Annotated in this window: 22 protein-coding genes; 12 read left to right on the plus strand and 10 right to left on the minus strand. The window is 68.1% G+C overall.

Annotated features, from left to right (window positions below; translation table 11 throughout):
* Positions 1-149: 149 nt before the first annotated feature.
* The gene (locus AB0M65_RS29700; RefSeq protein ID WP_364034687.1) at positions 150-1,730 is read right to left on the minus strand and encodes a sodium:solute symporter; all 1,581 of its coding nucleotides are present in this window, start codon (positions 1,728-1,730) and stop codon (positions 150-152) included.
* Positions 1,731-1,739: 9 nt separating this feature from the next.
* Positions 1,740-2,948: an anhydro-N-acetylmuramic acid kinase gene (locus AB0M65_RS29705; RefSeq protein ID WP_364034690.1), complete on the minus strand. Its 1,209-nt coding sequence runs from the start codon at positions 2,946-2,948 to the stop codon at positions 1,740-1,742.
* Positions 2,949-3,100: 152 nt separating this feature from the next.
* Between AB0M65_RS29705 and ftsY the strand changes: the two genes are divergently transcribed.
* On the plus strand, positions 3,101-4,441 hold the full coding sequence (gene ftsY, locus AB0M65_RS29710; RefSeq protein ID WP_364034693.1) for a signal recognition particle-docking protein FtsY: 1,341 nt from the start codon (positions 3,101-3,103) through the stop codon (positions 4,439-4,441).
* A gap of 66 nt (positions 4,442-4,507) precedes the next feature.
* Here ftsY and AB0M65_RS29715 read toward each other — a convergent pair whose 3' ends face one another.
* Positions 4,508-6,007, minus strand: a complete 1,500-nt coding sequence (locus tag AB0M65_RS29715) for an MFS transporter (RefSeq protein WP_364034696.1) — start codon at positions 6,005-6,007, stop codon at positions 4,508-4,510.
* 134 nt (positions 6,008-6,141) lie between these two features.
* On the opposite strand from AB0M65_RS29715, the gene AB0M65_RS29720 reads away from it, so the two are divergent.
* Positions 6,142-6,873, plus strand: a complete 732-nt coding sequence (locus AB0M65_RS29720; RefSeq protein ID WP_364034699.1) for a TetR/AcrR family transcriptional regulator — start codon at positions 6,142-6,144, stop codon at positions 6,871-6,873.
* Here the strand turns inward: AB0M65_RS29720 and AB0M65_RS29725 are convergent.
* On the minus strand, positions 6,863-7,639 hold the full coding sequence (locus AB0M65_RS29725; RefSeq protein ID WP_364034702.1) for an IclR family transcriptional regulator: 777 nt from the start codon (positions 7,637-7,639) through the stop codon (positions 6,863-6,865). The genes AB0M65_RS29720 and AB0M65_RS29725 overlap by 11 nt on opposite strands.
* A 121-nt stretch (positions 7,640-7,760) precedes the next feature.
* On the opposite strand from AB0M65_RS29725, the gene aceB reads away from it, so the two are divergent.
* Both aceB and AB0M65_RS29735 read left to right on the plus strand, forming a co-directional pair.
* Entirely contained in the window at positions 7,761-9,338 is a 1,578-nt protein-coding gene (gene aceB / locus AB0M65_RS29730) for a malate synthase A (protein ID WP_364034705.1), read from the plus strand.
* A gap of 4 nt (positions 9,339-9,342) precedes the next feature.
* Positions 9,343-10,539 carry an aldolase gene (locus AB0M65_RS29735; protein ID WP_364034708.1) on the plus strand — a complete coding sequence of 399 codons (1,197 nt, stop codon included), beginning with the start codon at positions 9,343-9,345 and terminating at the stop codon, positions 10,537-10,539.
* Positions 10,540-10,604: 65 nt separating this feature from the next.
* Here the strand turns inward: AB0M65_RS29735 and AB0M65_RS29740 are convergent, their stop codons facing one another.
* The gene (locus AB0M65_RS29740) at positions 10,605-10,949 is read right to left on the minus strand and encodes a hypothetical protein (RefSeq protein ID WP_364034711.1); all 345 of its coding nucleotides are present in this window, start codon (positions 10,947-10,949) and stop codon (positions 10,605-10,607) included.
* A 359-nt stretch (positions 10,950-11,308) separates the two neighbouring features.
* On the opposite strand from AB0M65_RS29740, the gene AB0M65_RS29745 reads away from it, so the two are divergent.
* Entirely contained in the window at positions 11,309-11,554 is a 246-nt protein-coding gene (locus AB0M65_RS29745) for a hypothetical protein (protein ID WP_364034714.1), read from the plus strand.
* Positions 11,555-11,842: 288 nt separating this feature from the next.
* Here the strand turns inward: AB0M65_RS29745 and AB0M65_RS29750 are convergent, their stop codons facing one another.
* From AB0M65_RS29750 to AB0M65_RS29760, 3 genes are read right to left on the minus strand one after another with little or no spacing between them, the layout of a single operon-like run.
* Positions 11,843-12,445 (minus strand): DsbA family protein, encoded by a 603-nt coding sequence (locus tag AB0M65_RS29750; protein WP_364034716.1) that lies wholly within the window; start codon positions 12,443-12,445, stop codon positions 11,843-11,845.
* Between the two features lie 35 nt (positions 12,446-12,480).
* A complete protein-coding gene (locus AB0M65_RS29755; protein ID WP_364034719.1) occupies positions 12,481-12,963 on the minus strand; it encodes a MarR family winged helix-turn-helix transcriptional regulator in 483 nt (160 codons plus the stop codon).
* Position 12,964: 1 nt separating this feature from the next.
* On the minus strand, positions 12,965-14,386 hold the full coding sequence (locus tag AB0M65_RS29760) for a PucR family transcriptional regulator ligand-binding domain-containing protein (RefSeq protein WP_364034722.1): 1,422 nt from the start codon (positions 14,384-14,386) through the stop codon (positions 12,965-12,967).
* A gap of 137 nt (positions 14,387-14,523) precedes the next feature.
* Here AB0M65_RS29760 and AB0M65_RS29765 point away from each other — a divergent pair, with 137 nt between their 5' ends.
* The 7 genes from AB0M65_RS29765 to AB0M65_RS29795 all read left to right on the plus strand — a co-directional run bounded on the left by AB0M65_RS29765 (position 14,524) and on the right by AB0M65_RS29795 (position 22,024).
* Complete coding sequence (locus tag AB0M65_RS29765; protein ID WP_364034725.1) at positions 14,524-15,393, plus strand: xanthine dehydrogenase family protein subunit M; 870 nt, start codon at positions 14,524-14,526, stop codon at positions 15,391-15,393.
* Complete coding sequence (locus tag AB0M65_RS29770; protein ID WP_364034728.1) at positions 15,384-15,854, plus strand: (2Fe-2S)-binding protein; 471 nt, start codon at positions 15,384-15,386, stop codon at positions 15,852-15,854. The genes AB0M65_RS29765 and AB0M65_RS29770 overlap by 10 nt, the downstream gene beginning before the upstream one ends.
* On the plus strand, positions 15,851-17,200 hold the full coding sequence (locus tag AB0M65_RS29775; RefSeq protein ID WP_364034731.1) for an 8-oxoguanine deaminase: 1,350 nt from the start codon (positions 15,851-15,853) through the stop codon (positions 17,198-17,200). The genes AB0M65_RS29770 and AB0M65_RS29775 overlap by 4 nt, the downstream gene beginning before the upstream one ends.
* A complete protein-coding gene (gene pucD / locus AB0M65_RS29780) occupies positions 17,197-19,494 on the plus strand; it encodes a xanthine dehydrogenase subunit D (RefSeq protein WP_364034734.1) in 2,298 nt (765 codons plus the stop codon). The genes AB0M65_RS29775 and pucD overlap by 4 nt, the downstream gene beginning before the upstream one ends.
* Positions 19,495-19,526: 32 nt before the next feature.
* The gene (locus AB0M65_RS29785) at positions 19,527-20,021 is read left to right on the plus strand and encodes a nucleoside deaminase (RefSeq protein WP_364034737.1); all 495 of its coding nucleotides are present in this window, start codon (positions 19,527-19,529) and stop codon (positions 20,019-20,021) included.
* Between the two features lie 198 nt (positions 20,022-20,219).
* Positions 20,220-21,662 (plus strand): NCS2 family permease, encoded by a 1,443-nt coding sequence (locus AB0M65_RS29790; RefSeq protein ID WP_364034740.1) that lies wholly within the window; start codon positions 20,220-20,222, stop codon positions 21,660-21,662.
* On the plus strand, positions 21,653-22,024 hold the full coding sequence (locus AB0M65_RS29795; protein WP_364034743.1) for a gamma-glutamylcyclotransferase: 372 nt from the start codon (positions 21,653-21,655) through the stop codon (positions 22,022-22,024). The genes AB0M65_RS29790 and AB0M65_RS29795 overlap by 10 nt, the downstream gene beginning before the upstream one ends.
* Positions 22,025-22,033: 9 nt before the next feature.
* Here the strand turns inward: AB0M65_RS29795 and AB0M65_RS29800 are convergent, their stop codons facing one another.
* A complete protein-coding gene (locus AB0M65_RS29800; protein WP_364034746.1) occupies positions 22,034-22,723 on the minus strand; it encodes a hypothetical protein in 690 nt (229 codons plus the stop codon).
* A 108-nt stretch (positions 22,724-22,831) separates the two neighbouring features.
* Positions 22,832-23,401: a TetR/AcrR family transcriptional regulator gene (locus tag AB0M65_RS29805; protein WP_364034748.1), complete on the minus strand. Its 570-nt coding sequence runs from the start codon at positions 23,399-23,401 to the stop codon at positions 22,832-22,834.
* Positions 23,402-23,670 lie beyond the last annotated feature (269 nt).

The following is a 23,670-nucleotide window of genomic DNA, read 5'->3' on the forward strand; positions in this document are numbered from 1 at the left end:
CCGCGTACAGGCTGCCCCCCCCGCCCGGCGAGGTACTTCACAATAACTATCCGTCGTTGTCTTGGGGCGACCCCAACCTTAATAAAATGTCCTATGGGGACCCCTCATGACATCTTGACCGCGACCGCGGCCGGAGCCCCAGTACCCGGCTAAACCGAAGAAGACTCCTTCACGTCCTCGGTGAGCGGGTCCACGGAGCCGTGCCGCAACGACAGCAACCCGCCGACCACGAGCGTGATCACCACGCCGCACAGCGTGTACCAGGGCCAAGCCAGCGCGACGGTGTTCCCCGAAGCCTTGGTGAAGTCGATGCCGATCAGGCTGCCGTCGGGTTTGTTGAACTTGACGCCGAGGATGACGAACGCCATCACCAGCACCGTCGACACGAAGGCCACGATCGCGTCCGCCTGCCTGGCGCGCTTGAACAGCAGGCCGAGCAGGAACGCGCCGAGCAGCGCGCCGTAGGTGTAGCCGGTGATGCCGAGCGCCTGTACCACGATCGGGTCGGCCGAGGTCTTGTTGGAGGAGGCGAAGAAGCCCGCGCACAGGATCAGCGCACCCGCCCAGATGATCGTCCAGATCCGGCCGTGCTTCAGCCGGTCGGCTTCCGGCAGCTGCCTGCCGATCACCCGTTCGTAGACGTCGGTCACCGTGGACGACGCCAGTGCGCCGAGCGACGAACTCAGTGCGGCGGCGAGGATTCCGGCGATCACGAACCCCGAAAGCCCGCTGGGCAGATCGTTCACGATGAAGTTCGCGAACAGTTCGTCCTTGTTGGCCAGTCCGAGGCCTTCCGGCTTCGGCTTGGTCGGGGCCAGGCCGTTGTACAGCGCCCACAGCAGCACGCCGATGAACAGGAACAACGCGAACTGGATGAACACCACGAAACCGCTGGCGACCAGTGCCTTCCGCGCGGCACGCAGGTCGTTGGTGGCCTGCAGGCGCTGCACGATCAGCTGGTCCGAGCCATGCGACGCCATCGAGAGCACGGCGCCGCCGATCAACGCGGTGAAGAACGCGTACTGCCCGGTGAGCATATTCGAGGAGAAATCGAAGATCTGGAACTTGTTGGCGTCGACGGCCTTGCCGAACCAGCCGTCCGGAAGCCTGCCGGCGATCGCCCAGACCACCACGACCGCGCCGAGGATGTACCAGAGCATCTGGATCGCGTCGACCCAGACGACCGCGCGGACCCCGCCGAAGAAGCTGTAGAGCACCATCGCGATGCCGAGCCCGACGACGATGGTCCAGTACGAGACGGTCAGGCCGTAGGCCGCCATCACTACCTTGATCGGGATCGCGGTGGCGAACAGCCGGATGCCGTCGGCCAGTGTGCGGGTGAGCAGGAAGGTCACCGACGCGGTGCCCTGCAGTCCACTGCCGAACCGTTTGCCCAGGAAGGCGTACGCGGTGACCAGGTTACCCGCGACATACCGCGGCAACAGCACCATCGACACCACGATCCGGCCGGCGATGTAGCCGATCGCCAGCGCCAGATACGTCATCCCGCCCTCGCCCGGCGTGGCGATGTAGGCCACCGTCGGCACGGAGAGCACGGTGAGGGTGGACGTCTCCGCGGAGACCACCGAGAGGCAGGCCACCCACCAGGAGATCTTGCCTTCGCCGACGAAGTAGTCGGAGCCGGATTTCTGTTTGCCGCCGATCCAGACGCCCAGCAGGGGCATGCCGACCAGAAAAAGCCCGATGATCGCGAGGTCAAGTGCGCGCATCCGTATCTCCTATCGCTCGCCGGTCGTCGCCGCTACCCGTAGCCGGGTCACGGTTGAGGAATGAGGGGCGGGAAGCCGCAGGGGACCCGCGCCCGGGGTGATGCTGCCGAGCAGCCGGTCGCCCCGGGCCCCGGTCGCCGACGGGAGGTTCCCCGTGACACCGGACCAGGTCAGCCAGCCGAGCAGAATGGTCAGGTATGCCTCTTTGCCCGCGCGCGGCAGCCCGTGGTCGTCACTGGTTTTCAGTGCGGTACCGGGCAGGTTCTTGGCGAGCGAGGCCATCAGCGCCGGATTGTCGGCGCCGCCGCCGGAGACGATCAGTGTGGCGATGTCGTACCGTCGGCATTCCGCCGCGATCGTCACCGCGGTGAGCTCGGTCAGCGTCGCCAGCAGGTTCTCGGCGCCGACCGGCGGAAGCCCGTCGAGTGCGGCGTCGAGGTAGGCGCCGTTGAACAGTTCCTTGCCGGTCGACTTCGGCGGCGCGGCCGCGTAGTACGGGTCGAGCAGGAGTTTCGCCAGCAGATCGGGGCGGACGTTCCCGCGGCTGGCGAGCGCTCCGCCGATGTCGGCACGCCTGCCGGTGACGCGGTGCGCGGCGATGTCCATCAGCGCGTTGCCGGGTCCGGTGTCGTAGGCGCGAACGTCGCCATCCGGCGGCACCACGGTGATGTTCGCGATGCCGCCGATGTTCAGCGCGGCGACCGGGCCGGAGGCCGCCATGTCCCGCAGCCACAACGCGTCGAGCGTGCTGGCGAGCGGTGCGCCGTGCCCGCCTGCCGCGACGTCGCGCACACGGAGGTCGGCCACCACCGGCAGTCCGGTGCGTTCGGCGATCCACGCCGGATTCCCCAGTTGCAGCGTGCCGCGCGCGGTGCCGTCCTCGACCCAGTGGAACACCGTCTGACCCAGTGAGGCGACGACGTCGGCCTCACCGCCAGCCAGTTCGTCGATGCCGCGGGCGGCCGCCTCGCCGAAGGACTGCCCCACCAGGGTGTCGAGTTTCGTGAGCTGTTCGGCGCTGCAGGGGTTCGGCGGCAGCGCGTCGAGCAGGGCGTGGCGGAGTTCGTCGGGATAGGGGACTTCGAACTGTCCGAGCGGGACGAGTTCGACGGTGTCACCGTGCGCGCGTAGTTCGGCGGCCGCCACGTCGATCCCGTCGATCGACGTGCCGGAGATGAGTCCGATCATCCGGACCCCAGTGCCGGAGAAAACAGTCATTCGGTGTGGTTTAGCCCTCTTTCCCGAGGCCGCGCAAGCAGACAAGTTTCTTCTTGTCCGAACTGAGTCCTATCCGGTGGGTACTTGACAAGATCGGCTTCCTTCCCGTGGGGCGTCTGAGCCGGGCCGAGTGCGGATGCGAGGATGGCGCCGTGTCGAACACCCCCTGGTTCTGGATCGCTGTCGTTGCCGTCGTGGTCCTGGTCGCCGTCCTGGTGGCCGGGCTGTTCATCGCGCGCCGCCGCCGGATCAGCCTGGACGAGTCCAAGGCTGCCGAGGCCGTCGAGCGCGGGAAGCCGAAGGGTGGCGGGTACACCGCGACCAGCGGGATCGCGCTCGCTCCGGGCGGTGAGAAAACCGAAGAGCCGGTCGAGGCCGAGCATCCGGTCGAGGACCGGCCCGAGGTCGACGGCCAGCCCGCGGTCGGGGACGACGCGGCGGTGCCGAGGGATTCCGCGCAGCGCACGGTGCGCGACGTCGAACTTCCCGAACCCGCCGCTCCCGCCGAACCCGCCGCTCCCGCCGAGGAGGCGGCGCCCGCTCCCGACGAGGAGATCGCCCCGGCGTCCGGGCGGCTGGAGCGGCTGCGCGGCAGGCTGGGCAAGTCGCGTTCGGTGTTCGGGCAGAGCCTGCTCGGCCTGCTGGGTGCCGGTGACCTGGACGAGGACTCCTGGCAGGACGTCGAAGACACGCTGCTCATGGCGGATCTGGGTGCCGCGACGACCACCGAAATCGTCGAGCGCCTGCGTGACGAGCTGAAGCGCCGCGCCGTGCGGACGTCCGAAGACGCGCGCGCGGTACTGCAGGAGGTGCTCACGGCCGCCTTGTCGACCGACGCCGTCCGGTCCGTCCGTGCGCTGCCGCACACCGTCGACGGTGTGAAGCAGCCCGCCGTCGTGCTGGTCGCCGGGGTCAACGGCACCGGCAAGACGACGACCACCGGCAAACTCGCCCGCGTCCTCGTCGCGCAGGGGAGCACCGTCGTGCTCGGCGCGGCCGACACCTTCCGTGCCGCTGCCGCCGACCAGTTGCAGACCTGGGCCGAGCGCGTCGGCGCGGAGGTCGTGCGTGGCAAGGAAGGCGCGGACCCGGCGGCGGTCGCCTTCGACGCGGTCAAACGTGGCACCGAGGCGGGCGTGGACGCGGTCCTGATCGACACCGCGGGCCGTCTGCACACCAAAACCGGCCTGATGGACGAGCTGGGCAAGGTCAAGCGAGTCGTCGAGAAGCAGGCGAAGGTCGACGAGGTGCTGCTGGTCCTCGACGCCACCACCGGGCAGAACGGGCTCATGCAGGCCCGCGTGTTCTCGGAGGTCATCGACGTCACCGGCATCGTCCTGACCAAACTGGACGGCACCGCGAAGGGCGGCATCGTCTTCCAGGTGCAGCGCGAACTCGGTGTGCCGGTCAAGCTGGTCGGCCTCGGCGAGGGTCCGGACGACCTGGCGCCGTTCGAGCCGGGCGCCTTCGTGGAAGCCCTGCTCAGCAACTAGCCCAGATGTCAGGAAAGGGTCTTTCAGGACACTTTTTGTCCTGAAAGACCCTTTCCTGACACGGGCTCAAGCCGCGACAGGGACGTTCTCGTCACTCGCCACCGGAGCGGTGTTCTTGTCCCGCATCACCAGGAAGGCGACCACGGCCGCGGCCAGTACGCCCACCGCGCTCACGAGGAACGTCGTCGACATCGCCGAGGTGAACGACTCGCGGGCCGCGGTGATCAGGCCGCCGTCACCGGTGGCGAAGGCATCGCTGATCGAGAGCCGCGCCTGCGCCGGAGCGGATCCGGGCATCTGCGAGGTGAACAAGGTGGAGACGATGCTGCCCAGGATGGCGATCCCGAGCGCGGCGCCCAGCTGCTGGATGGTGTCGTTGAGCGCGGAGCCGACGCCTGCCTGCTCCTCGGGGACCTCGCCCATCAGTGCCGCGATCGCCGCCGGCATCGCCAGCCCGCCACCGGCACCGAGCAGGAACAACGCGATCGCCGGCAGCAGGAAACCCGAAGTCGTCGACAGTGTCGCGAGCATCCCGAACCCGGCCGCCATCACCGTCATCCCGAAAGTGGCCAGCGCGCGGTTGCCGATCTTCTGGCCCAGCGTGGCGCCGAGGGTGTTGCAGAGCAGCGACGCGATGGCCATCGGGATGAACGCCAGTCCCGCCTGGGTCGGCGTGTAGCCGAGAACGAACTGCAGGTACTGGGTCAGCAGTAGCAGCAGCCCGCCGTTGCCGACCTGCACCAGCGTGAGCGACAGGCTGCCGCCGCTGAAGTTGCGCTTGCGGAACAGCTTCAGCGGGACCATCGGCGACGGCGTGTGCCGCTCCCAGAACACGAAACCGGCCAGGCTCGCGACGGCGATCGTCAGCGGGATCAGTGTCCCGGCCTCGGTGATGCCGTGCTTGGGCAGCTCGATGATCGTCCAGACCAGCGCGGTCATGCCGACGGCGGACAGGATCGCGCCGAGCGGGTCCGGCTTCTGCCACGGGCCCTTGGACTCCGGCATCAGCGTGAGCGCGGCGAGCACCGCGACGACCACGATCGGCACGTTGATCAGGAATACCGCGCCCCACCAGAACCACGCGATCAGCACGCCACCCAGCACCGGGCCGCCGATCATGCCGAGCATCGCGACCGCACTCCACGCCGCCATCGCCTTGCGGCGCTCTTCGTCGTCGAAGACGGTGATCAGGATCGACAGGGTGCTCGGCATGATCAGCGCGCCGCCGACGCCCATCACCGCGCGGGCCAGGATCAGCTCCATCGGGTTCGCGGCGAACGCGGCCACCAGTGAAGCCACCCCGAACAGGGCGAGTCCGATGATCATCACCTTCCGGCGGCCGAACCGGTCGCCGAGGCTTCCCGAGGTGAGCAGCAGCCCGGCGAACACCAGGAGGTAGGAGTCCAGGACCCACTGCGTGTCCTGTGCGCTCGCGCCGAGGTCTTCGGCCAGCGGCGGCACCGCGACCGTCAGCACCATGTTGTCCACGACCAGCACGAGCGTGCTCAGGCACAGCACGATCAGGATCCACCAGCGGCGCGGGTCGCGTCCTTGTGTCGAGTTCATCGGATACCCCTGAGAAGTAGTTGCGTACGTTGTTCTGCCGTTGCGCACACTGTACGCATAAGCTGACAGCGTTCGCAAGAGGGGAACGTCGTACGCCTGGCGCTAAGGTGGAGGGCGACAGTGAAGGAGTGCCCATGCCAGTCGACGAGCAGCCGATCCAGTCGGTGTGGACCCGGCCCCGCCGCAAGCGGGATCAGCCCGCGTTGAGCCAGGCCCAGATCGTGGGCGAAGCGGTCCGGCTACTGGACGTCGAAGGCGTAGACGCGCTGAGCATGCGCAGACTCGGCACCGCGCTGAACGCGGGCGCGACGTCGCTCTACCGGCATGTGGCCAACCGCGACGAGCTCGTCGAATTGGTCGTCGACGAGGTCTACGGCGAGATCTCCGTCCCGGAGAACTCCGACCCGGCGAAGTGGCGGGCGGCGGCGACCGTCGGCGCGCAGAGCGTGCGCGCGATGATCCTGCGGCATCCGTGGGTCGCCTCGCTGCTCGGCGCGGTCGGCCTGTCGTATCTGGGGCCGAACGTCATGCGGCTCAACGAGCGGATGCTGAACCTCTTCGAGGCCGCGGGCTTCCCCGGTGACGAGGCGGATCAGGCGCTCAGCGCCGTCATCGCCTACGTCGTCGGCGTCGGGACGAGCGAGGCGGCGTGGCTCACGACACTCGCGAAGAGCGGCCGCAGCGAACAGGAATGGTCGGAGCATCTGCGGCCTGCCATCGAGGAGGCGTCGCGGGAGTATCCGCACCAGCGGGAGCGGATCGCCCAGTTCGACGGCACAGCCGATCCGGAGCAGTTTCGCGACGAGAAGTTCCGCTATGGGCTGGACAGGATGCTCGACGGTCTGGAGATCCGGCTCAAACGGTGACTCCGTCCCGCGTCAGGGTGGAACCGAGCGAGGTCGCGATCCGCTGGACGGCGGGCGCGATCCGCTCGACCGCTTCCCTCGTGAGCCGTCCCGAGGGGCCGGACACCGAAACCGCCGCGGGCACCGGCGCGCCCGGGACCGCGACGGCCACACAGCGGACGCCGAGTTCCTGTTCGGCCTCGTCGAGCGCGTAACCCTGCTGGGCGATCTTCGCCAGCTCGCGCAGCAGCGCGTCCTGGTCGGTGAAGGTGTGCTCGGTGTACGAAGGCATACCCGTCCGCGCGAGCAGTGCCGTGACGTCACCGGTCGGCAGATGCGCGAGCATCGCCTTCCCGACGCCGGTGCCGTGCGGCAGGAGACGCCGTCCGACCTCGGTGAACATTCGCATCGAGTGTTTCGACGGCACCTGCGCGACGTAGACGACCTCATCCCGCTCCAGCACCGCGAGGTTCGCCGTCTCGCCGACCTCGTCGACCAGTTCCGCCAGCAGCGGCCGCGCCCACGAGCCGAACTGCATACTCGCGTTCTCACCCAGCCGGATGAGCCGGGCGCCCAGCGCGTACCGGCGGTTGGTGTTCTGCCGGACATAACCCAGGTCGACCAGCGTCCTGATCAGCCGGTGGATGGTCGGCATCGGCAGCCCGGACAGGGTGGCCAGCTCCGAAAGACTGGCTTCGCCCCCGGTGTCCGCGAGATGCTCGAGCAGCTCGAAGGCCCGTTGCAGGGACTGGACGCCGCCGTCGCGTCCGTTCTTCTCCGCCGCCACGTGGCCCTCCTTACGTCGGCGTTGATGTTCCGCTATGCAGAAACTATAGTCCGTCAGGTAAAACCGTAGGGACGTCTTGTATTAGCGATGTCACTGTTTATCCGAACTCGGGGTGTTACTCATGTCTGAAGCTCAGGTGCTCGGCGATCCGGTCGAGCGTGGGGGCGAGATCCTCACGCCGGAGGCGCTCGCCTTCCTCGCGGGTCTGCACGAGGCTTTCGCCGGCCGCCGCGACGAACTGCTGCAGGCCAGGGGAAAGCGCCGCGAAGAGGCCAGGACCACCGGCAAGCTGGACTTCCTGCCCGAGACCAAGGAGATCCGCGAGGGCGACTGGCGGGTGGCCGAGGCCCCGCCCGCGCTGCGTGACCGCCGCGTCGAGATCACCGGCCCGACCGACCGCAAGATGACCATCAACGCGCTGAACTCCGGTGCGAAGGTCTGGCTCGCGGACCTCGAAGACGCGAATACGCCGCACTGGGCGAACGTCGTCTCCGGCCAGGTCAACCTGTACGACGCCGTCCGCGAGAACATCACGCTGGAGAGTGGCGGCAAGAGCTACGCGCTGAAGGACGGTGTCGAGCACGCGACCATCGTCGTGCGCCCGCGTGGCTGGCACCTCGACGAGCGCGGCCTGTCCTTCGGCGGGCGGCAGGCCGTCGGCGCGCTGGTCGACTTCGGCCTGTACTTCTTCCACAACGCGCAGGAACTGCTCAACCGCGGCAAGGGCCCGTACTTCTATCTGCCGAAGATGGAGAGCCACCTCGAAGCCCGGCTCTGGAACGACGTCTTCACCCATTCGGAGAAGACGCTCGGCATCTCCCACGGCACCGTCCGCGCGACCGTGCTGATCGAGACCATCCCGGCCGCGTTCGAGATGGACGAGATCCTCTACGAATTGCGCGAGCACGCCTCCGGCCTGAACGCCGGCCGCTGGGACTACCTGTTCAGCGTCATCAAGTACTTCCGCGACGCGGGTGAGAAGTTTGTGCTGCCGGACCGCAACTCGGTCACCATGACCGCGCCGTTCATGCGCGCCTACACCGAACTGCTGGTGCGCACCTGCCACAAACGGGGTGCGTTCGCCATCGGCGGGATGGCCGCGTTCATCCCGAACCGCAAGGACCCCGAGGTCACCGCGGCCGCGCTCGACAAGGTTCGCGCGGACAAGAGCCGTGAGGCGGGTGACGGTTTCGACGGTTCGTGGGTCGCGCACCCTGGCATGGTCGACATCTGCCGCGAGGAGTTCGACAAGGTCCTCGGCGACAAGCCGAACCAGCTCGACCGGACCCGCGACGAGGTTTCCGTCACCGCGGACCAGCTGCTCGACGCGGCTTCGACACCCGGTGGCGCGACCGCGGCCGGTTTGCGTGCCGCCGTCGACGTCGGCATCCGCTATATCGCGTCGTGGCTGTCCGGCAACGGCGCGGCGGCGATCCACAACCTGATGGAGGACGCGGCCACCGCGGAGATCTCGCGTTCGCAGGTGTGGCAGTGGGTGCGCAACGGCACGCGACTCGACACCGGTGACAAGGTGACCGGGGAACTGGTGCGTGGCGTGCTGGCCGAGGTCCGCGGCGAACTGGCCGCCGAGATCAAGCCGGAGCTGCTGGAGCCCGCCGTCGAGCTGTTCGAGCAGGTCGCGCTCGCCGACGAGTTCCCGGACTTCCTGACCCTGCCCGCCTACGAACGGATCAAGTAGACAAATGGGAAACGGGCGGCTCACCGAGGACGTCTACACCGCTGCCGACACGCGCCTCGCCGAGGCGGACGCACGCGTCGCGGCCCGATATCCCGGTGAGCCGCCCGGCCGCCAGCCCGTGCACACCGTGTACGTACCCGCGTCGCTGTACAAGACGCGGCTGGTGGCGGACTGGGGCAAGCAGGCCCTGCGGGTCTTCGGCGAACACGCCTACCAGCTGGGACTGGCCGCGGACGTCGCCGACCGCGTCCGGACCAAACTGCTGACCGAACCGATCGAGGATCTGCGGATCGATTTCGAGGACGGCTACGGCAAACCAGGTGACGCGGAAGAGGACGCCACCGCGCTCGCCGCGGGCCGGACGCTCGCCGTCACCGGCGGGACGCCGTTCGTCGGCATCCGGTTCAAAAGTTTCGAACAGGCGACCCGGCGTCGCGGCATTCGCACACTGGATCTGTTTTTGGCCGGACTACTCGAAAGCGGGCCATTGCCGCAGGGCTTCGTCGTCACGCTGCCGAAGGTGACCGCCGTCGAGCAGGTCGAAGTGGCGGCGGATGTCCTGGAGCGTCTCGAAACCGCGTATGGCCTGCCCGAGGGCGAGTTGCGGTTCGAGGTCCAAATCGAGACCTCACAGTCCATTATGGACACAGAGGGGGCCGCCGTGGTCCCGCGGATCATCCAGGCCGCGCGCGGCCGGTGTTCGGGACTGCACTACGGGACCTACGACTACAGTGCGGGCCTCGGCATCAGTGCCGAATACCAGAGCATGGAACATCCGGCCGCCGACTTCGCCAAACAGTTCATGCAGGTTTCGGCGGCGGGGACCGGTGTCCGGCTTTCGGACGGCTCGACGAACAAACTGCCTGTCGGCGACGCGATCCTCCCGGCCTGGCGTGAACACCTGCGGCTGGTGCGACGCTCGCTGGAACGCGGTTTCTACCAGGGCTGGGATCTGCATCCGCATCAGCTGCCGACCCGGTTCGCCGCGACCTACGCCTTCTTCCGCGAAGGCTTCCCGGCGGCGCTGGGGCGGTTGCGGGATTACGCGGACAAGACCGGGCGCGGGGTACTGGACGAGCCCGCGACGGCTCAGGCCTTGGCGAGTTTCCTGCTGCGGGGCCTGGATTGTGGCGCCGTCGACGAAGGGGAGCTTTCGTTCTCGCGGTCCGAGTTGTACAAGCACGCGCGACGCGGGGTGTGAGCAGCAGCTGAGTGAGCGTCCCGGTCGAGAGGCGCTCGCTCAGCTGCTGCTCATGTCGGCCGACGTCAGTTCGCTGACCGGCGGCCGGGTTCTTCGCGACGGTGTGCGGACCTCGCGACGAGCGCCAGCATGGCGAGCTGACCTGCGATCGTCCCGGCCGTCGCCCACGTCGGGAAGGCGGCCGGAACCGCCTGCAACGTCAGGGCCGGGCCGAGAACGGCTCCGAACACCACCAGCGTGTCAAGGATCGTGAGGAGCAGCCGTCGTGTCTGGCTTGCCGGCACCGCCGCTTCCGCCTTCAACTCCGACGTCTCGATCCTGACGCGCGCGAGCCGGGTCGGTAACCCTTCCCAGCTCGTCACCATCTCCTCAGGCGTCGTGTCGTCGACGCCCTCGATATCGGCACCCATGCGTCGTGCCTTTCTGACCCAGTCAGGCGAGCCCGGATTGGCGCGTCAAGCTGGGGACCACTCAGGGGAGCCGAGCCGCTGCTCGGCTGCGAAGGCGACCAATCAACCCCCAATTCACGGGTCGTCTCCTTCCCCTTCAGGAGCCCTCGTGCGTGAAAGCCGTGGTCGCGCTTTCGATGGTGCTACCCGCCGCATGGTGACGGGCCTGCACGAGGGTTGCTGTTGCGATGCTTACTGTAGCTCCGGTCACAGGTTCAGGCAAGCATTTGACACAGATTCGGTGGGTAAACTGTGGTGAACAGGTACCTTCTGTGCAATGCTTGAGTGTGCGGCGTTCTGCCGCGAAGAGGGGAGCGGGTATGCCATCGGTTGAAGAGACCGCGACCGGCCGTCCCGCGGTGGTCGATCGCGTCAACGTCGCGCTGATCGCCGAGGCGGTCGACGCACTGGGCAAACTGCAGGAGCGCACCGGGTTGAAGAAGGTCGACCTGGTCAACCGGGCGTTGCTGATCTACGAGTTCGTGGACGCCGAACTCCGGGACGGCAAGCAGGTCGTGCTCCGCGATGCGGACGGACAGGATCAGCTGGTGAAGATCTTTCTCTGAGTAACGCCGGTGGGTCGTGAGTGATTTGGGTCGTTCTAACGACCTGAATCACTCACGAGAACTTGCCCACTGCGGTCGTGTGCCTTTTCTCGCGACATGCCGGGGGGCTTGTGGCCGGGGGGCTTGTGGCGGGTTCGGCCGTCTCTCGGTGATGGCCGCCGCGACCTGACTTCAGGGTTTGTTCATGAAGAAATTGGGACGTTGAGTGTCCCAATTCCTTCATGAACGCAGGCAGTGAGCCGAGACCTTGAGCGGAGTCAAACACCGAAGTGCTCAGGAAACCAGTGCTCAGGAAACCAGTGCCCCGATCCGCCGCTCCACCTCGTCCGCGCCGGCGTTCCCGGAAACCAGTGTCACCACTCGTTCCCCGTCGTCCATCAGCAACGCCGGATACCCGGTGACCCCCAGTTCCCGCGCCCGCTGGAAGTCGGCCGCCGCGGACACCCGGTCCAGCGCGGCCTCGACGGCGTCCTCGTCCAGACCCGCCCGCTGCGCGACGATCCGGTAGGTCGAAACCTCGGAGAGGCTCAGCCCGTCCAGGTAGAAAGCCTCCTGTAGCAAGGCCGCGAGCCGTACGGCACGGTCCGGCGCGACGTCGCGCAGGGCCGCCATCCCGCACGCGGCGGCTTCGGAGTCCATGACGAACTCGCCGTCCGCGATGAGCCGTTCGTAGTTTTCCCCGAAAGGTGCCCCGGTCCGGCGGGCGATCTCGGCGTTGGCTCCCTGGACGTAGCCGAACTGCCGGATCGGGACCCGGCGCCCGCCGAGGAACAGGCCGCCGGACACCACTTCGACCGGGAGTTCCGGATGCCGGTGCGCGACGTCGGCCATGGTCCTGGCGAAGCCGTAGGACCAGCCGCAGTACGCGTCGAAGACATAGATGAGCTTCATGTCCAGCCCAACGATGCCTGACCAGTCAGGTATTCCTAACGGAGCCGGGGGAGGGCGTCCCGTGCGAAATGACTCAGCGTCCGCAGGTCCTGCGCGAACTGCTCACGGTGGTCCGCCGGCAGCGGATCGAGAAAGAACCGCTGGATGTTCTCGACGTGCACCCGCGCCGCCCGCACGGTCGTCTCCTCACCCGTCTCGGTCAGCCGGACGAGTTGCACACGCCGGTCTTCGGGGTCGGAGCCCCGCACGACGAGCCCGAGTGTCGTCATCCGGTCGACCAGCCTGGTCGCGCCGCCGGTGGTCAGCACCTGCTCCTGGGCGATCGCACGCATGCTCGTCCCCGCCTCACCCGCCCGGCCGACGATCAGCAGGACTTCGAACATCAGGTGCGAGATCCCGCATTCGGTCTCCAGTGCCCGGCCGAGGAGGTATTCGAGCCGGTTCGCCGCGCCCATCAGCCGCCCGAAAGTGACCACACGCTGGTCGTACGCGGCTTCCTTCGCCGTGGTGATGCCCATTTCAGCTCCCTGCCGACAAGGCCAAATAGACGTCGAGCTGCTCGGTGAACTCGGTCAGATCGGCGCCGAGCAGTTCGCTCGCCCGCCCGATCCGGTACCGCAAGGTGTTGACATGGATGTGCAGTGCCCGCGCGGCCCGGGTGGGCGAGCCGGAGTATTCGAGGAAGACACGCAGGGTGTGCACCAGATCGGTGCCCTGCTCCGCGTCGTAGGTCAGCAGCGGGCCCAGTACCCGCCGCCGCAACGCCGCCCGCAGGTCGTCGGGCGCGCCCGCCAGCAGCAGCCGGTGCATGCCGATGTCACCACCGGGGACGACCTCGATCGTGCCCGGCCGTTCCGCCGCCACCGCGAGCGCGTACCGCGCGACCTCTTTCGCCCCGCGCAGCATGGAAACCGGGGAACGGTCGCTGATCCCGATCAGGACCCGGCGGCACGCCAGCAGCGGTTCCATTGTGGACAGCGCGGCCGACACGGTGGTCGTCCAGTCTTCCGGCCACACGCCGTCGTCCTCCGCGACCGCCCATGCCAGTTCCCCGGACGGCCCGGCCAGTGCGCCCGGTGGCAGCAGTCCGGTCAAGATCCCGCGTGCCGCGGCGGCTCCTTCGGTGCGGGCGACGACGACGCGCAGATCGCCGCGCAGCCCGGTCGCGGTGAGCGCGGCATGCGGGTCGCTTCCTTCGTCGAGTGCCGCCAGCAACGGTTCGACGACGCGGTCGGTGACGGCGCGGACTTCGTCGGACCGGGTGCGCGCGAGCCCGATCAGCCCGGCCAGTTCGTCGGCGATCTCCGCCTGTGACGCGGTCAGCGTGCCGCCGATCGCGAGGAGCCACGGCACCACGTGCCTGCCGCCGACGGGCCGGACCGATACGTCGCCCGCTTCGACACCGCGTCCGCCCGCGGCGACGAACCGCCGCACGAGGTCCGTCGGTTCGGTGGCGGGTACGACCCAGCAGGGAAGCCCGATTTCCGCACGGGCCCGCTCCAGCAGTGTCTCCACCGACGCGTCCTCGGTGGCGGCTGAAAGCAAACGCTTGCGCGCGCCTTCCGCCGCTCCGGCCAGTGCCAGGACGACGCGTTCGGTGACGACCGAGAACGAAAGGTCCGGCGGTACCTCCAGCAACGGAATCCCGTGTCGTGTACAGGCTTCGACGAGGTCTTCGGGGATCCCGTCGGAATCCGCTCCGGATGCCGCCAGCGCCGCGGCGCCCGCCTTCGCCAACGCGGCGACGAACGCCTCCGAATCACCCGGCCCGCGCCACCACAGCAACCCGCTCAGTACGAACTCACCCGCCGACACGTACCGCCCGGGGTCGGGAAGTTCCGTGACGTAGATCCGGGACACCGGACGGTCGAGCAGAGCCGTCCCGGCGCGTACGCGCAAGCGCAACCCGGGAAGCGCGAGCAGAGTTTTCACCGTCGTCATCAGGTTTGTAGGAAAGCACAAAACGACAGGTGCGTGCAGGGGAGATTTCATGCTTCGGCACCGTTGCCGCCATACGGGCGCAGGGCGTCTACTGAGTCAGCCGTCACAAGACCGCCGCCGAACCGAGGAGCCCGAGAGTGGATTTCCTGCGCCCCAGCTCGCTGACCGAGGCGCTCGCCGTCAAGGCCGAGCGACCCGACGCGGTGCCGATCGCGGGTGGTACGGACGTCATGGTGGAGCTCAATTTCGACCACCGCCGCCCCGGCGCGCTGCTCGACCTCAACCGCGTCACCGAACTCGCCGAGTGGACCGAGACCGACGGCCGGATCCGGCTCGGCGCCTCGGTGCCCTACGTCCGGGTGATCGCTGAGCTGGGTGAAGTCCTCCCCGCCTTGGCGATGGCCTCACGCACCGTCGGCTCGCCGCAGATCCGCAACCGGGGCACCGTCGGCGGCAATCTCGGTGCCGCTTCGCCCGCCGGTGACACGCACCCGGTGCTGCTCGTGCTCGGCGCCGGGATCGAGGTCGCGTCCGTACGCGGGACCCGGTTGATCCCGGCCGAGGAGTTCTACCTCGGCGTCAAGCGCAACGCCCTCGAACCCGACGAGCTGATCACCGCGGTGCACCTGCCGTCCGAGGCGGGCCCCCAGCAGTTCGCCAAGGTCGGGACGCGAAACGCGATGGTCATCGCGGTCTGCTCGTTCGCGGTGGCGCTGCACCTCGACACCCGCGAGATCCGCGCCGCCGTCGGCTCGGCCGCGCCGACCCCGCGCCGCGCGACAGCGGGGGAGGAGTTCCTCGCCGCCGAACTTCCCTGGTCCACCAAGGCTTCGATCGCGGACTCGGTCAAACGCCGGTTCGGCGAGCTGGTCTCGCGGGCGTCGTCACCGATCGACGACGTCCGCGGCAGTGCCGACTATCGCAAGCACGCGCTGTCCGTCCTGGCGCGGCGGACGCTGACCTGGGCGTGGAACGACTTCCAGAAGGGTGAACGCGAGTGCGCGTGAACGTGACGATCAACGGCGAGTCCCGCCAGGCCGACGACGTCTGGGAAGGCGAGAGCCTGCTTTACGTGCTCCGCGAACGCCTCGGTCTCCCGGGTTCGAAGAACGCTTGTGAACAGGGCGAATGCGGTTCGTGCACGGTCTACCTCGACGCGGTCCCGGTGTGTTCGTGCCTGGTCGCGGCCGGTCAGGTCGAGGGCCGCGAGGTCCGCACGGTCGAAGGGCTCGCCGACGGCGACAAGCTCGACCGGGTCCAGCAGTCCTTTGTGGACGCGGGTGCCGTCCAATGTGGCTTCTGCACGCCCGGCCTCGTGGTGGCCGCGCACGATTTGCTCGACCGGGTCGAAAACCCCGCCGACGAAGAGATTCGCGAGGCGCTGGCGGGGAACCTGTGCCGGTGTACCGGCTACGAGAAGATCCTCGACGCCGTCCGGTTGGCCGCGACCAGGGGAGAGACCACGTGAAGACCGTCATCGAGAACGCCGCGATCGCCACCGTCGACGGCGCGGGCACCGAGCACGCCACGGGCCACGTCGTCATCGAGAACGACCGCATCGCGGCGGTCGGCGCGGGCAAGGCACCCGACGGTGAGTACGACGAGCGGATCGACGGCTCCGGGTATCTCGTCACGCCCGGGCTCATCAACACCCACCATCACCTCTACCAGTGGGCCACGCGCGGCCTGGCCGCCGACCACACGCTGTTCGAATGGCTTGTCGCGCTCTACCCGATCTGGAGCAGGCTCGACGCCGAAATCACGCACGCGGCGGCCACCGCCGGGCTCACCCGGCTCGCGACCACCGGCTGCACCACCGTCGCCGACCATCACTACGTCTTCCCGCGTGACGGCGGCGACCAGGTCGAAGCCCTTGCCGCCGCCCGGATCCGCGTCGGCGTGCGGTTGCACGTCGTCCGCGGCTCGATGGACCGCGGCGAGTCCCAAGGCGGGCTGCCGCCGGACAACCTCGTCGAGGAGACCGAGGCCGCACTGCTCGGCACCGAGGCAGCGATCGACCGGTTCCACGACGACTCGGCCGGCGCGCGTCTCCAGATCGCGGCCGGGCCGTGCTCGCCGTTCTCGGTGAGCGAGCGGCTGATGACCGGCGCGGCGGAATTGGCGCGCCGTAAGGGCGTCCGGCTCCACACACATCTCGCGGAGACGATCGACGAGGAGAAGCAATGTCTCGCCGAGACCGGCCGCACTCCCGCCGAGTACGCCGACAAACTCGGCTGGCTCGGTGACGACGTCTGGTTCGCGCATGCGATCCACCTCGCCCCGGAAGCGATCCGGCGGATGGGTGCGACGGGCACGGGAGCAGCGCACTGCCCGACGTCGAATGGCCGGATCGGCGCCGGGATCGCCCCGGTCCGGCAGCTGCTCGACGCTGGGGTGCCGGTCGGGCTGGGCGTCGACGGTGCCGCGTCCAGCGAATCCGGTGGCCTCGGCGAGGAACTGCACCAGTCGCTGTTGCAGGCCCGCCAACGCGGCGGACCGCGTGCGCTGACCACCCGCGAGACGTTGTGGATGGGCACGATGGGCGGCGCGCGCTGCCTCGGCAGGCAGAACGACCTCGGTTCGATCGAGGTCGGCAAGCTCGCCGACCTCGCGGTCTGGAACCTGAACGGCCTGAACTACGCGGGGATCACCGACCCGGTCGCCGCGCTGGTGCTCGGCGCGACCCCGCCGATCGCGCGCCTGTTCGTCGGCGGCGCGACCGTGGTGGCAGGCGGGACACTGCGCGAGGAAGCCGAAGACGAGATCGCCCGCGAGCTGGCCGTGGCCAGTGCCCGGCTGAGGGAGACGGTATGACCTCGACTGATATCTCCAAGCAGACCACTACCGCGACGGCCACCGGCAACGGCGTCGGCGCGAGCCCGCGACGTCCCGACGGCACGGTCAAGGTACGCGGCGAATTCGCCTACTCCTCGGACCTGTGGCATGAGGACATGCTGTGGGGCGCGACGCTGCGCAGCCCGCATCCGTACGCGCGGATCACCGGTATCGACATCACCGACGCCCTTGCCGTGCAAGGGGTTTACGCGGTGCTGACCCATGAAGACGTGCCCGGCGTGAACAAGTACGGCCTGGAGCACTCGGACCAGCCGGTGCTCGCCGTCGACGTCGTGCGCTACCAGGGCGAGCCCGTCGCACTCGTCGCCGCGGACCATCCCGAGACCGCGCGCCGCGCGATGAAGCGGATCAAGGTCACCTACGACGTCTTGGTGCCGGTGACGGATTCCGAGAAGGCAGCGCACGGCGAGGGTGCGGAGCTGCATCCCGGCGGCAATGTGGTGCGGTACGCCAAGATCCGCCGCGGCGACCAGTCGGTCAAGGCCGACGTCGTGGTGTCCGGCGTCTACGAGGTCGGCATGCAGGACCAGGCGTTTCTCGGCCCGGAGTCCGGCATGGCGATCCCCGACACCGAGGGCGGTGTCGATCTTTACGTTGCCACGCAATGGCTTCACGTCGACCAGCAACAAATTGTCGCCGCGCTGGGCCTGCCCAAGGACAAGGTGCGGCTGACGCTCGGTGGGGTCGGCGGCGCGTTCGGCGGCCGCGAGGACCTCTCGATCCAGGTCCACGCCTGCCTGCTGGCACTGCACACCGGCAAACCGGTCAAGATGGTCTACAACCGCGAGGAATCCTTCTACGGCCACGTGCACCGCCACCCGGCGAAAATGTACTACGAGCACGGCGCGGACAAGGACGGCCGGCTCGTCTATGTCAAGGCGAAGCTGTATCTGGACGGCGGCGCGTACGCCTCGTCCACCGGCGCGGTGGTGGCGAACGCCGCCACCCTCGGTGTCGGCCCGTACAATGTGGACAGTGCTTCCGTCGACTGCTGGGGTGTGTACACCAACAACCCGCCGTGTGGTGCGATGCGCGGGTTCGGGGCGGTGCAAGCGGGCTTCGCGTACGAGTCCCAAATGGACAAACTCGCCGAGGCTTGTGGCATCGGTCCCGTCGACCTCCGGATCCGCAACGCGATGGACGAAGGCAGCGTCATGCCGACCGGTCAGGTCGTCGACTCGGCCGCCCCGGTCGCCGAACTGCTGGAACGCCTGCGCGCCAAGCCGTTGCCGGTCCGGCACGAGGAACTCGACCTGCGCCGGATGCCCGGCGGCGTCTCCAACACCACCCACGGCGAGGGCGTCGTCCGCGGTGTCGGGTACGCGGTCGGCATCAAGAACATCTGCTTCTCCGAAGGCTTCGACGACTACTCGACGGCCCGCGTGCGGCTGCAGCTCGTCGGCGGTGAACCCGCGGCGACCGTGCACACCGCGGCCTGCGAGGTCGGCCAGGGCCTGGTGACGATCATGCAGCAGATCGTGCGGACCGAACTCGGCATCGAGCAGGTCACGATCCTGCCGATGGACACGAACATCGGCAACGGCGGATCGACGTCGGCGTCCCGGCAGAGTTACGTCACCGGCGGCGCCGTGCAGGCCGCGTGCGTCGCGGTGCGATCGGGACTGCACAAGCATCTGGCGGGCAAACTCGACGCCGACGGCAAACTGAAGGTCGTCGGCGGGAAGGTCGTCGGTGCCGACGGCACTGTGCTCGCCGACCTCGCGGACGTGCTCGGCGACGAGGTCTTCGACGAGACCGTCGAATGGCGTCACCGTCCGACGGCGCCTATCGATCCCGAGACAGGGCAAGGGAACGCGCACGTCCAATACGGCTTCGCGGCGCATCGCGCGGTCGTGGACGTCGACACCGAACTCGGGCTGATCAAGGTCGTCGCGCTCGACTGCGCGCAGGACGTCGGCAAGGCGCTGAACCCGCAGGCGGTGCTCGGCCAGATCCAGGGCGGTTCCGCGCAGGGCCTCGGGCTCGCGGTGATGGAGGAGATCCAGACCGTCGACGGGAAGATCCGCAACCCGTCGTTCACCGACTACCTGATCCCGACCGTGCTGGACATGCCGACGATGGACATCGACGTCCTGGAACGCCCGGATCCCCACGCGCCGTACGGTCTGCGCGGGGTCGGCGAACCACCGACGATCTCGGCCACCCCGGCGATCGTCGCGGCCATCCGTGCGGCCACCGGGCTGGCGCTGCCCCGCGTCCCGGTGCGCCCCGAGCATCTCACCGGCACCTGATCACCCGTACTTTTCGAGCTAGGAGCACATCCGTGGGTACCCGTCTGTCCATTTCGGAGTCCGACGAGCAGAAATGGCTCACCGAAGCCGTCAATCTGGCCACCACGAACGTCGAACGCGGCGGCGGCCCGTTCGGCGCGATGATCGTGCGGGACGGCTCGGTGCTCGCCACCGGGACCAACCAGGTGACGCCGGCACTGGACCCGACCGCGCACGCCGAGGTGGTCGCGATCCGCGCGGCCTGCCAGGCGATCGGTGACTACAAACTCGACGGCTGCGTCCTCGTGACGTCCTGCGAGCCCTGCCCGCTCTGCCTTTCCGCCGCGCTCTGGGCACGCGTCGGCAAGGTCGTCTACGCCGCGGACCGCCACGACGCGGCCGAGGCGGGCTTCGACGACCGCGAGTTCTACGACCTCTTTTCCCGCCCGCGCGAGACCTGGTCACTACCCGTCGGCCAACTGTCCCTTCCGGACTCTTTCGCGCCTTTCCAAGCCTGGCTGTCGAAACCCGACAAGAAGGCCTACTAGTGTCGCGTGACCCTGCTTGCCTTACGCCGCTGCGGCCCACGCGGCCCCTGGCCGCGTCGAAGAAAACCCCTGGTACAACCAGTACAAGCGGCTTTTCTTCGTCTTGCCAGGAACCACGTGGATCCACAGCGGACGCAAGGCGGCAGGATCACGCGACACTAGCAAGTTTTCCCCGCGCCACAACGTTGTGGAGTAGGCATGACCCAAATAGGCACAGAGCGTCCCCACCTGCCCTCGCCCGAGCCGAAACGGCTGTCCGGGCTCGACCGCTGGTTCAAGATCTCCCACCGCGGCAGCACGATCGGCCGTGAGGTGCGCGGCGGGGTCACCACCTTCGTCGCGATGTGTTACATCGTGCTGCTGAACCCGCTCATCCTCGGCGCGTCGGCCGACATCACCGGCGCGCGGCTGAGTACCGAGGCGATCACCACCGCGACCGCGCTGGCGGCAGGCGTCACCACGATCCTGATGGGACTTGTGGGCAACGCGCCGCTGGCGCTCGCGGCGGGCCTCGGCGTCAACGGCGTCGTCGCCTTCCAGATGGCGCCGACCATGACCTGGGCGCAGGCCTTCGGGCTCGTCGTCCTCGAAGGCGTCTGCATTGTGTTCATGGCCGTTTCCGGGATCCGGGAACGGATCATCAACGCGATCCCGATGGGGCTGAAGGTCGCGATCACCGTCGGCATCGGGCTCTACATCGCGCTGGTCGGGCTCGTGAGTGCCGGGTTCGTGACGCGGACGCCGGACGCCGCGCAGTCGACGGTGCCGGTGCGGATGGGGATCGCGGGCCACCTCGAAGGCTGGCCGATCGCGATCTTCTGTCTCGGCCTGCTGCTGATGATCGTGCTGGTCAGCCGCGGGGTACCGGGGGCGGTGCTGATCAGTATCGCGGTCGCGACCGGGCTCGCGGTGCTGGTCAACAGCGTGTTCCACGTCGAAGGCTGGGGGCTGGTCGAGCCCAAGGTGCCCGACCATGTCGTGGCGAATCCCGATTTCAGCCTGCTGGGGGATGTCGATCTCTTCGGCGGTTTCGGCTCGGCCGGCGCGGTGACGGCGGCGGTATTTCTGTTCACACTGGTGCTTTCCGGGTTCTTCGACGCCATGGGCACGATCACTTCCGTCTCCGAGGAGGCGGGGCTGGTCAAGGACGGCAAGGTCGAGGGGATGGGCCGCATCCTGCTGGTCGACGGCGCGGGTGCGCTCGCGGGCGGTGTCACCGGCTCGGCGCCGAACACCGTGTTCCTCGAATCGGCGGCGGGTGTCGGTGAAGGCGCGCGGACCGGGCTGGCGAGTCTCGTGACCGGCGGCCTGTTCACCGCGACCCTGTTCCTGACCCCGATCGCGGCCGTCGTCCCGGCACAGGCCGCGGCACCCGCGCTGGTGGTGATCGGCGGGATGATGATGGCGCAGTGCCGCCGGATCCCTTGGCAGGACTTGGATTTCGCGATCCCGGTGTTCCTGACCATCGCGTTGATCCCGTTCACCTACTCGATCACCAACGGTATCGGCGCCGGTCTGGTCGCCTACGTGCTGATCAAGATCTGCAAGGGCAAGATCCGCGAGATCGGCTGGATCCTCGGGAGCCTGGCCGCCGTATTCGGTCTGTACTTCGGTATCGAAGGGATCATGTCGTGGTTCTGATGTTCCTCAACGGCGGCGGCATGCGTGGCGGCCCGTTGCACGAGCAGTTGCAGGGCACGCCACTGTGCTGCGTGGCCCGTTCGGCCCCGAAGTACCGGTATTTCTCGGTGGGGGACCGGTTTCCCGCGATGTACGAGGGCGGCACGGGGTCTGTCGTCGGCGAGGTCTACGACTTGCCGCTGGTGGTGCTGCGGGACCACCTCGTCCCGGCGGAGCCGCCGGAACTGGAACTGGGCGTCGTCGAACTGGAGGACGGCGCGGCCTGCCTCGCGACCGTCCTCCGCTCATCCTATGCGGACTCTGGTGACCTGACGGACATCACGTCGTTCGGCGACTGGCGGGCCTACCTCGCTTCCCTCTAGCTGTCCGTGTCAGAGCACGAAGACGAGGTCACTTCCCGCCGAGTGGAACATCTCGGGCGCGCCCGCGTAGAAGGCCCGCCAGACGCCGGGCTTCTTGTGCGTGGCCGACATCGAGAAGGCCCAGGTGGTGCCGTTCCAGGCGGCGTCGACCGTCGACACCGTGGTCCAGCGGTGAGTGCCGAGTGAGAAGTACTGAAATTCGACCGTGATCGGGTACGCCGTGTACTGGCCGGGGAAGTCGATCGTCCCGGACGCGAAGACGACCTTGTCCGCGCCGCGGACGGCATCGAACGAAGTGAGTTTCGCCGGGTGGAGGACGACGATCTTCGCGGTGTCGGCGCCGGAGTTCGCGATCGCCGGGTCGGCGGAGAAGAAGCCGGCGTGGTAGTTCCCGGTGCGGATCGGGGTCAGCGTCGCACGGTAGACGCCGGCGGCGTCGGTGACCGGCTTGGCTTGGTGTTCACCGCAGAAGCCGTTGAAGCAGAACGAGATGCCCACTTCGGCGCCCGCGATCGGGGTGGCGTCGGCTTTGGTGAGCTTCCCGGAGATCGTGACGGTCTTCCCGGCGTCGATCTTGGTGCTGCCGCTGGTCGTGGTGAGGGTGGACGGCTGGACCTCGGTGGCGGCCGCGGGCACGGCGCCCGCGGTCAGCAGGGCGGCGGCCGCGATGGTGCCGATCACGAGCTTCCTGATGATCATGTGCTCCCCAAACGAAATTCGGCTCTGGCGAACGCTAGGTCGGCCGGAAGTCGTTGTCCGTTGCGGGGAAAACCCGGTGTTCAGCAGACGGCCGTCGGTGCTTCACGATCAGGGGAGCAGGGTGCGGGCCAAGGCGACCGACGAGATCCCGGCGACCTGGAGCGATTCGGTGTCACGCAGCGAACGGCTCAGTACGAACGCGCCTTCGAGGCTGTTGATCAACGCGATCGTGAGCTGCCGCGCGGATTCGGCCGAAAGGCCGTACTTACCGAACTTTTCGGCGCCTGTCTCGATCCACGCGGTGAAGACGTCGGCCGTCGCGACCCGCAGCTTCTCGTTGGTGCTCGCGACCTCGAGCGCGACCGTCGCGATGGGGCACGCGTCGGCGTAGTCGGTCGCGCGGAGTGTCTCGGCCGCGCTGGCGAAGCAGGCCTCGATACCGTGGATCAGGTCCGGCTCTCCGCCGAAGAAGATCTCGAACAGCGCGAGGTACATCATCCCGGAGGTGCGGATGACCTCCTCGCCGAGTTGCTCCTTGCCGCCGGGGAAGAAGTGGTAGAGCGAGCCGAAGGGCGCCTTCGCGGCCTCGACGATCTGCTTGACCCCGGTGCCGGTGTACCCGTTCCGCCGGAGCAGTTCGGCGCCGGCGTTGATGATGCGTTCCCGCGTTCCAGTCACCTCGCCATGATAGAGCGTTCTATCAAAAAGTAGCGGCCGGTCCTTGGAGGACTCCTTGAGCACCATCAGTCACCACGGCGGCGCGTGAAGGACCCCTTCCCTCGGCTCAGCCGAGGAAACTCGACCTTCACACCTTCCCCAAGTACATGAAGGCCCCCTTCCTTGCGCCTAGCGCAGGGCCCCGGCAAAGTCGGTTGCCTGGATGAGGGCAGGCACGGTCTCTGGTTGATCATGTGAGTGTCTAAGTCCCATGATCGTGTGAGAGAACC

The sequence above is a fragment of the Amycolatopsis sp. NPDC051071 genome (assembly GCF_040682875.1).
Classification (GTDB): Bacteria; Actinomycetota; Actinomycetes; order Mycobacteriales; family Pseudonocardiaceae; genus Amycolatopsis.